Genomic DNA, 12,052 nt, shown 5'->3' on the forward strand with positions numbered 1-12,052 from the left:
TTTTAATTTTAACTTTGAGATACTTAATATTCTAATATCGAAATAATGGCATTCAGCACTTCAAAAGATTTAAAATTAGCTGTTCTTATAGACGCCGATAATGTTCCCTACAGCAATGTAAAAGGTATGATGGAAGAAATTGCAAAACTAGGAACGCCAACTACAAAACGAATTTATGCCGACTGGACAAAACCAAATGCAAATGGCTGGAAAGGCGTTTTACTCGAACATGCCATTACTCCTATTCAACAATATAGTTATACGGTTGGGAAAAATTCATCAGATTCAGCTTTGATAATTGACGCAATGGATTTGCTGTATTCCGGAAAATTAGATGGTTTTTGTATTGTTTCCAGCGACAGTGATTTTACACGTTTGGCGATTCGTTTAAGAGAATCGGGCATGAAAGTCATTGGTATAGGTGAAAAGAAAACACCAAACTCCTTCATTGTAGCCTGTGACCGTTTTATTTACATCGAAGTTCTGGATGGTGCAACTCAGAAGAAAAAACCTAAAACAGCCGTAGCAGACACTAAAAAACCAGTTGAAAAACCTGCAGAAAAAGCTTTACATAAAGTGGACAAACAAACTATTGAATTGATCGAAACCACAATTGAAGACTTAGAAGATGATGATGGATGGGCTTTTTTAGGTGACGTTGGAAATTTGATTGTAAAGAAAAAACCAGAATTTGACCCAAGAAATTATGGTTATTCCAAACTTACGCCAATGCTGAAATCATTGACAGATTTTCTTGAAATCGACGAAAGAGAATCAGACAAAAAAGGAATCAAGCACGTTTATGTACGTTTGCGATTCACCTAAATTATCGCATTTATTATCTATTAAATTTTTTTAAAACATGAGAAAAAAATTCTTCATTTACGGATTCTTATTGTTTCTAATTGTTGCCGCAATTTATTTTTACACCGGACGTGGATTTTTACTTGTTATCATTCTTCCTATACTTCTAATTGTTGGAGTTTATAATGCATCACAAGAAAAACATGCAATTTTAAGAAACTTTCCGGTTTTGGGCTATTTCCGATATTTATTTGAAATGATTGCCCCGGAAATCCAGCAATATTTTATTGAAAGATCTACAGATGGAAAGCCCTTCTCAAGAAACCAACGTTCTTTAGTCTATCAAAGAGCCAAAAATATAGATTCGAGCACGCCATTTGGTACACAGCAAAATTTAAATACAGAAAGCTACGAAGGAATCAAACATTCTATTTTTCCAGCAAAAGTAAATGAAGAACTTCCTCGTGTTTTAGTTGGTGGAAAAGATTGCAAACAACCTTATTCGGCTTCTTTATTTAATGTATCGGCAATGAGTTTCGGTTCGTTGAGCGAACATGCAGTTCGTGCCATAAATATTGGTGCACAAAAAGGAAATTTTTATCAAAACACTGGTGAAGGTGGTTTAACCGAATTCCACTTGGCTGGTGGTGGTGATATTACCTGGCAGATTGGTACAGGATATTTTGGATGCAGAGATGCAGAAGGAAACTTTAGTCCGGAAAATTTTGCGGAAAAAGCCAATCTTCCAAACGTAAAAATGATCGAAATCAAACTTTCACAAGGAGCAAAACCAGGTCATGGCGGTGTGCTTCCGGCGGCTAAAAATACCGAACAAATTGCTAAGATAAGAGGGGTCCAGCCACACACCATGATTCTTTCTCCTCCTGGGCATCATGCATTTTCTGATTCGAAAGGCTTAATTCACTTCATAAAAAAATTACGTGATTTATCGAATGGAAAACCAATCGGATTTAAGTTATGTATTGGAAATACAGCAGAATTTGAAGCGATTTGCCACGAAATGATTGCCGAGGATATTTATCCTGACTTTATTACCGTTGACGGAGCCGAGGGAGGAACAGGCGCCGCACCATTAGAATTTGCCGATGGCGTTGGAATGCCATTTGAACCTGCTTTAATTTTTGTCAATAAAACACTAATTGGATTAAACATCAGAGATAAAATCAGAATTATTGGAAGTGGAAAAATTATTTCCGGATATTCAATTTTACATGCAGTTGCTCTAGGTGCTGATATGTGCAATAGCGCTCGAGGTTTTATGTTTTCTTTAGGTTGTATTCAGGCATTGCGTTGTCATAATAATGAATGTCCAACCGGAGTTGCTACTCAAAACAAAATGTTGATGAAAGGTTTGGTTGTTACCGATAAGTCAGAACGTGTATATCATTTTCATAAAAACACACTTCATTCGGCAAATGAACTTTTGGCTGCTGCCGGAAAAACTTCTTTTGCTGATGTTGATATTAATATTTTCATGCGAGGCGATGAGTTTACGAATCTTTCAGAATTGTATTTTCCAGATAATTTAACCAACGTTACCAAACGAAATTAAATTAAAAGCCTCTTTGAATAATCAGAGAGGCTTTTTAAATTGTCTATTATTAGAGTAATTTTATTTTCCAGGCATTATAGTTTTGCAGTTTCTTTTCCGTTTCCTGCACCTTCAGAACCTTCTATAGTTGCTAATTCTTCTTTGTCAACTAATTGTTTTGCCAGAATGACATTATTATAAGAGATAAAATATACATCAAACTTTACTCCTTCTTCAATTAACTCTTTAGAGATTTGATCATTTTTAATCATTTCTGCAAGCAAACTTGGGAAAGTCTGCTGATAGGCTAATCTATTTTCTTCAGTTCCTTCTAAATCTGTTTCAATTCTAATTTCAATTTTATTGTCATTTAAAAATGCTTTCGCGCTAGTCGATACAACATTTCCTCCTTTTATAGAAGCTGTCGTATTGTAATTGCTAACGTGCTCCTGAATTTTTTGCTTCGTGTTTTTACAACTGGCCAGTACTAAAATTAAAATAAATGCAAATGCGATTTGGGTAATTTTTTTCATAATTTTTTAGGTTTTTGGTTATTTTTTAACTCAAACATAACAAACTTATAACACAAAAACAACATTGGAGTGAAAAAATAAAATTAGTAATTATTTGATTACAAATACACTGCGACCAAATTAGACTAAATGCATTAAATAAAAAACCTCTTTAGAAAATCTAAAGAGGTTCTCAATTATTTTGAAGTGCCCAAGATATCGGGACTTCCTTTATTTTAATATTTCCGAAATAGATTCTTTGTCGATAATCTTTTTTGAAAGTACTGTATTGTCATTAGCTAAAAAATAAGCATCAAACCGAATTCCTTCTTCAACTAAATCTTTTGGAATCTGATTTTTATTTATCATTTCTTTTAATAGTTTCGAAAACGCCATATCTCCAGCCATCATATTTGCTTTATTTTGCTCCAAACCAGTCTCAAATCGCAATTCGATTTTATCATCATTAATATAACCTCTTGCTGTTGTCAAGGTAACATTATCTGCCTTAAAACTTGGCGCAGCTGCATTATATGCTGCAACGTATTCCTGCAATTTTTGTTTGGCATTTTTGCAGCTCACCAACATCAATACAATTATAATTGCCGATAAAATTTGGCTTATTCTTTTCATAGTTTTAAAATTATTTTATTTTTTGAAGTCTTAAAAGCGCTTCAAGATAGTAATAATCTGCGTAGTTAATAGAACAATCAATTTCGCTTCCAGCTGGTTTATGACCTGTTGAATGAAGCAAGAACGCCGAATTAACATCATGGCTCTGATAATTGTCTGAAAGCGAAACGATCATTTTTTTAGCTTTTGTCAGATATTCTTTTTTCAGATTTTTATCTTTTGTATAAGAACTCAACTCTAAAAGAGCCGAAGACACAATTGCAGCCGCAGAAGCATCTCTCGGAGCATTTGGAATATCTGGCGCGTTAAAATCCCAGTAAGGAATCAAATCTTCTGTTGTTAATTTGTCCAGATAAACTCGGGTTATTTTATGTGCGAAATCTAAAAATTTAGGATCTTTTGTTTCTCTGTAAACCATTGTAAATCCATAAATTCCCCATGCCTGACCTCTCGCCCACATACTGTCATCACTGTATCCCTGAGCCGTTCTTCCTTTTATCTTTTTCCCTGTTTCATAATCATAAATTACAACATGGTATGAAGTATAATCAGGTCTAAAATGATTGTTCATTGTTGTTTCGGCATGTTTCACAGCAATATCATATAATTTTTTACTTCCTCCGTTTTTAGAAGCCCAGAAAAGCATTTCCAAGTTCATCATGTTGTCAATAATTGTATTATGACCGCCCATTTTATTATGAGGCCAAGACTGAATTGTTCCCACTTTTGGATTAAAAAGCGTTGCTAATGTATCTGCTGTTTTTAGAATAATTTCTTTGTATTCTTTGTTTTTTGTCAAACGATATCCATTTCCAAAACTATTGAAAACCTGAAAACCTAAATCATGATCTCCGGCTTTACTCACAGATAAAGGCGTTAAAAATCGGCTGAATTTATCGGCTTCTATCTCCCATTTTTTATCACGAGTTGCTTCGTATAAATACCACAATTCTCCTGGCCAAAATCCGCTCGTCCAATCTTTATAACCAACAAACTTCCATTCGTTGCTACCATTTGGAACTGTTCGTGGTGAAGTTCCGTCATTCGGAATCACTTTTAATGTTTTTGAAGCCTGTTCGGCACAATAATTTAGCTGATTTTTAATATTAAACGAATTGTCTTTTTGAGCATAACTCTGATTTCCAAGCAAAAACAAAGCTGAAATCAAAGTGAAAAATTTTACATTCATGCGGTTATTTTTAGATAAATAGTTTTTTGAATCGATAAATTTATAAAATAAAGTAAACCTATACGAATCTTTGTATTTTTGTTTACCCAAAAAAGGACTAATCCTACCAACAAAAATCTAAGTTTGAAAAAATCCCGATTTCAATATTTCATTCTATTCTTGCTAATTATTTTTCTTGGAATCATCTCAAGAAAAATTTCATTCGTACCTTTATGTATTGGTGATTTTCTGTATGCTGTAATGATTTATGTTTTGGCACGAAGTATACTAATCAATAAAAAATCCATTCAAATTGCACTTCTTTCTTTATTGATTTGTTATTCAATCGAACTTTTACAGCTTTATGAAGCACAATGGATTATTGAACTCAGAAAAACACTTTTTGGGCGATATGTTTTAGGTCAGGGCTTTTTATGGTCCGATATTTTAGCTTATACATTCGGAATATTATTCATTTTTTTAATCGAAAAAACTATTTTTAAAAATATTATATATGAAACTCGTTTTCGCATCAAACAATAAAAATAAAATCAAGGAAATTCAAAGCATACTAAACGGCTCAATACAATTATTAAGTTTAGAAGATATTGGCTGCCATGAAGAAATTCCAGAAACAGCAGATACAATTGAAGGCAATGCTATTTTAAAAGCAAATTACGTAACCGAAAAATATGGCTATGATTGTTTTGCAGATGATACCGGATTGGAAGTTAAAGCCTTAAATGGAGAGCCTGGAGTTTATTCAGCTAGATATGCGGGCGAACAAAAAAATGCCGACGATAATATGAATAAACTTTTAGCTGCCTTAAAAGACAAATCTGACCGAAGTGCACAGTTCAAAACCGTTATTGCATTAAATTTAAACGAAAAGCAGCATCTTTTTACCGGAATTGCAAAAGGAGAAATTACTTTTAATAAAACTGGCACTCAAGGTTTTGGATATGATCCTATTTTTCAGCCAGAAAATTATACAGAAACTTTTGCCGAACTGCCATTGGAAACCAAAAATAAAATTGGACATCGAGGAAAAGCAACCCAGCAACTCATTGATTTTCTGAACACAATAAAATAATTGTTTAAAATACAACATTTTAGAAGCGAAAATTTATATTTCACGGCGTTATTTTTCCGAAAATTCTTCGTTCATCTAAAAAAATGATTTCAAGATAAACATAACTTTTTGATTATCAAATCATAAGAAATACATAATTCTTAAAATAGCATTAGTTTATCTGAATAATTAACAGTAATTTTGCACCCTATTTTAAATACATATATGAATAAATTTGAACAATTAGGATTGAATGAATCGTTACTGAAGGCGATTTTAGATCTAGGATTTGAGAATCCGTCAGAAGTACAGGAGAAAGCGATTCCCCTATTATTGGAAAAAGACACAGATATGGTTGCGTTGGCTCAGACAGGGACAGGGAAAACGGCAGCTTTCGGTTTTCCGCTAATTCAAAAAATTGATGCTGACAATAGAAACACACAAGCATTAGTTTTATCGCCAACACGAGAACTTTGTTTACAGATTACCAACGAACTTAAAAACTACTCAAAATACGAAAAAGGTATTAACGTGGTAGCAGTTTACGGCGGGGCTAGTATTACAGAGCAAGCCAGAGAGATTAAAAGAGGGGCACAAATTATTGTAGCTACTCCGGGGAGAATGCAAGACATGATCAACAGAGGTTTAGTTAACATTAAAAATATAGATTACTGTATTCTTGATGAGGCTGATGAGATGTTGAACATGGGATTCTATGAAGACATCGTATCTATCTTATCAGATACACCAGATCAAAAAAGCACATGGTTGTTCTCTGCAACTATGCCGCAAGAGGTTGCCAGAATTGCAAAACAATTTATGAGCGAACCAGTTGAAATTACTGTTGGAACAAAGAACTCAGGTTCTGCAACAGTTTCTCACGAATTTTATTTAGTAAATGCTCGTGATCGTTACGAAGCTTTAAAACGTTTAGCTGATGCTAATCCAGATATTTTCTCTGTAGTTTTCTGTCGTACAAAAAGAGACACTCAGGCTATTGCTGAAAAATTAATTGAAGATGGATATAGCGCTGCTGCGTTACACGGAGATTTATCTCAGGCACAACGTGATGGTGTAATGAAATCTTTCCGTGGAAGACAAATTCAGATGCTTGTTGCTACTGACGTTGCTGCACGTGGTATTGACGTTGATAACGTAACACACGTTGTAAACTATCAATTACCTGATGAAATCGAAACGTACAACCACCGTTCTGGACGTACTGGTAGAGCTGGAAAATTAGGAACTTCTATTGTAATAGTTACAAAAAGTGAGTTGCGTAAAATTTCTTCTATCGAAAGAATCATCAAACAAAAATTCGAAGAAAAAACTATTCCTTCTGGAATCGAAATCTGCGAAATTCAATTATTGCACTTAGCAAACAAAATTAAAGATACTGAAGTTGATCACGAAATTGACAACTACTTACCAGCAATCAACAATGTTCTTGAAGATTTATCTAAAGAAGAATTGATTAAGAAAATGGTTTCAGTAGAATTTAACCGTTTTATTGCTTACTATAAAAAGAACAGAGATATTTCTGCTCAATCTTCAGGAGAAAGACGTGAAAGAAATGATTCTGAGCCAAGAGAATTCAATAATAACGGAGCAGTTCGTTATTTTGTAAACATCGGTTCAAGAGATAATTTTGACTGGATGTCTCTTAAAGATTATTTGAAAGAAACATTAGACTTAGGTCGTGATGACGTTTTCAAAGTGGATGTAAAAGAAGGATTCTCTTTCTTTAACACTGATCCTGAGCACACTGATAAAGTAATGGAAATCTTAAACAACGTTCAGTTGGAAGGACGTCGTATTAATGTTGAAATTTCTAAAAACGACGGTGGCGGAAGACGCGATCACAACAACCGTGGCGGTGGAAGAAATTCTGGCGGACCAAGAAGAGAAGGAAACTTTGCTCCAAGACGTGAAGGTTCTGGAGGTGGCTTCAGAGGCGACAGAAATTCTGCTCCAAGACGTGAAGGTTCTGGCGGAGGATTCAGAGGTGAAAGAAATTCTGCTCCAAGAGAAGGTGGTTTCAGAAGAAATGAAGGTGGTTCAGACAGAGCTCCAAGACGTTCTGAAAGCTTTGGCGATTCGTCAAGACCAAGAAGACCAAGAAGAGATTAATTATTTAATATCTTATAAATATAAAATCCCAAATTCCAGACATAATTGGAATTTGGGATTTTTTTATACAAAAAACCTTTCTCCTTGCCTCTTTTTAGTTAAATACTAAAAGCAAGACTTTTTTGCTTTGTTAATTTTCTTATAATTATATTCCAAGACTACAAAATATTTAATCCCGATTTACTACTTTTAGTGCTTTAAATCAGGATATGAAATATTTCGCAGTTTTCTTTTTTGTATTACTTACGAGTATTGGTTTTGCCCAAGAAACAGAATCAACAACTCCACAAAGAGTTTCAGGTTATATCTTTAATGATAATAGCAAACAACCTCTTCCAAACGTAAATATCATCAACAAAAACAAAGTATTAGGCGCAAAGTCTGATGCTAAAGGTTATTTTGAAATTGATGTTCAACAAAATGACACACTGCAATTCTCTCTTCTAGGATTCCAATCTTTGCGTATCAGAGTTACCAATGACTGGATAAAAAACAAAATCACAAGAATTCAGCTTACAGAAAAAGCAATTGCACTTGAAGAAGTTGTCATTGCTCCTTTCAGCTTGACTGGATACCTTGAAATCGACTCAAAATTAATTCCGACTAAGGAGAATTATCGTTACAGTATTTCTGGTCTTACACAAGGTTATGAAGCCGGTGAATATGCTCCAAATGCTTTTGGAAAAGTATTAGGTTCGATTTTCAACCCCGCAGATATGCTTTATAATTTCTTTGGAAAAAATGGAAAAGAGCTCAAGAAACTTAAAGACATGAAGAAAGATGATACCATCAGAAATCTTCTTGAAACTAAATATGACCGTGAAACTCTTGCCTTGCTTTTAGGAATCACAAAAGAAGAAATCCCGGAAATTTTACAGCGTTGCAACTATTCAGAATCGTTTGTTCAGCAAGCAAATGACTTGCAGATTCTTGATGCTATTAGTGGGTGTTATGAGCAGTATAAAGTATTAAAGAGAAATTAAAAATTACTTTTATAATAAAATAAATAATCCCTGATTGCCAAAAGCGATCAGGGATTATTACTTTTATGCATGTGGTAAAACCACTGAAATTTACAAATGTTGGTACAAAAACTATTCAACAAATTAAAAATCTGCTTGATTATTTATAAGATAAATATTCTATATTTGAGTTGTTACAAAATAAATAAACACTAATATTTTTCAGACAAGGCTACCCAATTTAAGAGTAATAAATCCGGTTTTGTCAGACATACATGCAAGTTATGCGTCAACTTAAAAAACTAAACTGTGAAAAGACAACCGAAATTTAAAAAACTATGCTTAAACTTTACAAACTAACAGATAATCAACTTCACTATTGGGAAACTTGGGACAAAGACGAAAAAACTGCAATTGTGCATTGGGGCGTTGTTGGACAACGTGGGCAAGACAAAGAAGTTAAAGGCGGACTTTTCTCAAATTTTAGAAAAATTGTTCAGAAAGAAATTAACGAAAAACTAAAAGATGGCTACGCTGAATTTGACGAAGACAAACTTTCTTTTTTAGAAATCGAATATAAGATTGACGGTTTTGGAACAGAACAAGACCTTGAAAAACGCCATAGACTTGAAAACAAACTTGACGGAATATTAGGATGGACAGGACTTGGCCACACAGACGGCGGAAGTATTGGAAGCGGGACAATGGAAGCTGGCTGTATGGTGGTTGATTTTGAAATTGCAAAAAAAGTAATTGAAGTAAATTTAAAAAATACAGAATTTGCCGATTACTCAAGAATTTATAAAATGGATAATGAATAAAAAAACCGAACGCATAACAGTTACTACTACGGATTTGGGCATAATATCACAGAACTACGACGAAAATAAGACATTTTACAACAAAATATAATATGGGATTTTTAGACAACCTTTTTGGAAAGAAACAAACAGAAGACAATTCGCAAAATTTAGCAGAAACTGAAACTGTTCAATTAGAAAAAGGCGACAAATTTATTTCGACAGGAGATAATTATGGATATAAAGTCATTAGACAATTAACCCAAAAACAAAGAGAAAGTGTTGACAAATCAACAATTTTACTTCGAGCAAGCCAACTATATATGCACTATTGGACTGAAAATTTAGTTTGTACGGACCTAAACGATCAAGAATGGCTAAATAAAGTTATGTTCTTTTGGAAAGCCGAAGAACCGTTTCCTAAAAAATCATTGCCTCCCGTATTTGAAACTTTTAAAATTAAAAACTTTCTTTTTGTTGGCAATACTTCAAACATTTCATTACAAACTGCACAAGCTATGCCTTGGTTTGGAATGCCTGGACTTGGAGAGAAATGCGTTTGCGAAATAAATGGTCAAAAAATAACGATTCCTGAATTAAATAAACTTGGGATGGTTGAATATGTTGAACCCGTAGAACTAACAGATGACAATCTAGACATATTGACAAACAAAGAAAACTACTTTTTTCTAATCGACGAAAGAATTACTCCTTTCAAAAACGGAAATTTTCAACTAAAAGACAAACCAATTCCTATTGATGTTGCATATAGTATTGGCGGAATTCATATAATAAAGAAAACTGAGTTAGAATAAACATAATGCCGAAAACACTATGCCAAATAGCTATACAACGGATTTAGGCAATTGCTTTATAAAAAAATGGTTTTGTATTTAGAATGATTCGGCAAATCCGATTAATGGGTTGATTTTAATTCCTAAGTTGCTATGGTATTAGAACGTTGACAGTAATACAAAATCAAGAAAAGATACTTAAGATGAAATTAAAAACATTAAAATTGTTACTATTTACAACTACATTTCTTTTCTGCATAAGTTGCTCAGATTCCAATCCAAAAGAAATAACTAAAAAAGATGCCTATAATTTAGAAGTTAAAAAAGTTGAAACGCCACGAGGTGTACTTGTAATAAATGGCAAATATTTTTTAAATAATAATGTAGAGATTATAAAAGGAATTGAGAAATTAGGCGTAGAAGATAATTCAATTTGGCGTTTGAATAAACCTAAACCTAACTTATTGATTATTCCCGCTCCTTACAAATTAATTAAAAAAGAAAACAACGATTCAATAGTTATAATCTCTTACTCTGATACTATTATCGCCAAAATCAAATAAACACTACACTAACAGCTACTACAAAACAATCAAGCCAAATCTTTATAAACATAACCAATAAACAATGAAAAAAACACTAGCCTCAATATTTTTAATTTTAGGATTTATAGCAGCATATTTTTTAGTAAAGAACTCTCCTCCAATTCATGGTCTGCTTTCAATTATTGCCAATTATCTTTTAATTTTTATTCCTTCATATTTTTTCCTAAAAACTTTTTTTGCTTCTGCTGATGGAGTCGGCATGTTTAATGATGGGAAAATGATTTTTGTTGCCTGCGCAATAATCACAGTTGTAACAATGAATTTACTGCAATCAAATATTCATGGCGGAACAACATCGGAAGAAAAAATTCAGACAATTAGCGAAAAATACAGCTTAAATACGCAAGCAAATATTACTGATATTGTACATCAGGATGGGTTTTTCATTAAAGGCAAAGAAGCTAAAGAATCCTGGTTAGTAATTTATTCTTTTTATGTTGACGGAAAAGAATATTATGGGAAAGAAATATTTAACTCAGCACCTGATTTAAAAAAGGGAAACGTTATTGAGGTGAAATATGTAAAAGACACTCCAACGATTAATATACCTTTATAAATGAAGAAAATATTTTACTTAACATTGAGCCTATTTTTTGGAATAAACTTTAATTCAAAAGCTCAAAATGTATCACAAACGAAAACCGAATTGAACAAAGTTCTGTGCAAAACCTGGCAAGCAGATTACGCAATGATGAATGGAATGAGAATTAATCAATTGCCAAATAACATTGCTTTTGAACTTGAGTTTAATTCTGACAACTCCTATTTAGTAATTAAGGAAAAAACTAAACAAAAAGGAAAATGGACTTTTAATGAAAAGAAAAAATACATTGACCTTTCAATCAACAACAAAACAAATTCACGCATAACTAAAATTAGTGAAAATGAACTTATCTTGGTGTTAGTTTCTGATGGAAAAAACAATCCTCCAGGCTTACCAAATATGGAAATATATTGTAAAACGAAATAGAAAATACGTCTGACAATAGTTATAACAACAAATTTAGGCAATTGACTTAC

14 protein-coding genes are annotated in these 12,052 nt (G+C 33.0%); 11 read left to right on the plus strand and 3 right to left on the minus strand.

The features are described from left to right. The first annotated feature begins 45 nt into the window (after positions 1-45). Together GQ47_RS11995 and GQ47_RS12000 are read left to right on the plus strand one after the other, a co-directional pair. On the plus strand, positions 46-825 hold the full coding sequence (locus GQ47_RS11995) for an NYN domain-containing protein (RefSeq protein WP_035648795.1): 780 nt from the start codon (positions 46-48) through the stop codon (positions 823-825). A 37-nt stretch (positions 826-862) separates the two neighbouring features. Further along, entirely contained in the window at positions 863-2,377 is a 1,515-nt protein-coding gene (locus GQ47_RS12000) for an FMN-binding glutamate synthase family protein (RefSeq protein ID WP_035648797.1), read from the plus strand. Positions 2,378-2,451: 74 nt separating this feature from the next. Here the strand turns inward: GQ47_RS12000 and GQ47_RS12005 are convergent, their stop codons facing one another. The 3 genes from GQ47_RS12005 to GQ47_RS12015 all read right to left on the minus strand — a co-directional run bounded on the left by GQ47_RS12005 (position 2,452) and on the right by GQ47_RS12015 (position 4,690). Continuing rightward, entirely contained in the window at positions 2,452-2,889 is a 438-nt protein-coding gene (locus tag GQ47_RS12005) for a hypothetical protein (protein WP_035648799.1), read from the minus strand. 210 nt (positions 2,890-3,099) lie between these two features. Beyond that, a complete protein-coding gene (locus tag GQ47_RS12010) occupies positions 3,100-3,501 on the minus strand; it encodes a hypothetical protein (protein WP_035648801.1) in 402 nt (133 codons plus the stop codon). Positions 3,502-3,511: 10 nt separating this feature from the next. Continuing rightward, positions 3,512-4,690, minus strand: a complete 1,179-nt coding sequence (locus tag GQ47_RS12015; protein WP_035649393.1) for a glycoside hydrolase family 88 protein — start codon at positions 4,688-4,690, stop codon at positions 3,512-3,514. A 123-nt stretch (positions 4,691-4,813) separates the two neighbouring features. Here GQ47_RS12015 and GQ47_RS12020 point away from each other — a divergent pair, with 123 nt between their 5' ends. From GQ47_RS12020 to GQ47_RS12060, 9 genes are all read left to right on the plus strand, one after another. Next, the gene (locus GQ47_RS12020; RefSeq protein ID WP_035649395.1) at positions 4,814-5,212 is read left to right on the plus strand and encodes a ribosomal maturation YjgA family protein; all 399 of its coding nucleotides are present in this window, start codon (positions 4,814-4,816) and stop codon (positions 5,210-5,212) included. Next, complete coding sequence (locus tag GQ47_RS12025; protein WP_035648804.1) at positions 5,184-5,762, plus strand: non-canonical purine NTP diphosphatase; 579 nt, start codon at positions 5,184-5,186, stop codon at positions 5,760-5,762. The genes GQ47_RS12020 and GQ47_RS12025 overlap by 29 nt, the downstream gene beginning before the upstream one ends. 204 nt (positions 5,763-5,966) lie before the next feature. Then, positions 5,967-7,871: a DEAD/DEAH box helicase gene (locus tag GQ47_RS12030; RefSeq protein ID WP_035648806.1), complete on the plus strand. Its 1,905-nt coding sequence runs from the start codon at positions 5,967-5,969 to the stop codon at positions 7,869-7,871. Positions 7,872-8,080: 209 nt separating this feature from the next. Beyond that, positions 8,081-8,854, plus strand: coding sequence for a carboxypeptidase-like regulatory domain-containing protein (locus GQ47_RS12035; RefSeq protein ID WP_035648807.1), 774 nt, complete (start codon positions 8,081-8,083; stop codon positions 8,852-8,854). Positions 8,855-9,171: 317 nt separating this feature from the next. Next, positions 9,172-9,654 (plus strand): WGR domain-containing protein, encoded by a 483-nt coding sequence (locus GQ47_RS12040; RefSeq protein ID WP_035648811.1) that lies wholly within the window; start codon positions 9,172-9,174, stop codon positions 9,652-9,654. 92 nt (positions 9,655-9,746) lie between these two features. Beyond that, positions 9,747-10,448: a hypothetical protein gene (locus tag GQ47_RS12045; RefSeq protein WP_035648813.1), complete on the plus strand. Its 702-nt coding sequence runs from the start codon at positions 9,747-9,749 to the stop codon at positions 10,446-10,448. 182 nt (positions 10,449-10,630) lie between these two features. Then, positions 10,631-10,990, plus strand: coding sequence for a hypothetical protein (locus tag GQ47_RS12050; protein WP_035648816.1), 360 nt, complete (start codon positions 10,631-10,633; stop codon positions 10,988-10,990). Between the two features lie 64 nt (positions 10,991-11,054). Then, positions 11,055-11,588 (plus strand): hypothetical protein, encoded by a 534-nt coding sequence (locus tag GQ47_RS12055; RefSeq protein WP_035648817.1) that lies wholly within the window; start codon positions 11,055-11,057, stop codon positions 11,586-11,588. Beyond that, positions 11,589-12,002, plus strand: a complete 414-nt coding sequence (locus GQ47_RS12060) for a hypothetical protein (RefSeq protein WP_035648818.1) — start codon at positions 11,589-11,591, stop codon at positions 12,000-12,002. Positions 12,003-12,052 lie beyond the last annotated feature (50 nt).

The organism is Flavobacterium sp. ASV13, from assembly GCF_000745775.1.
GTDB lineage: Bacteria > Bacteroidota > Bacteroidia > Flavobacteriales > Flavobacteriaceae > Flavobacterium.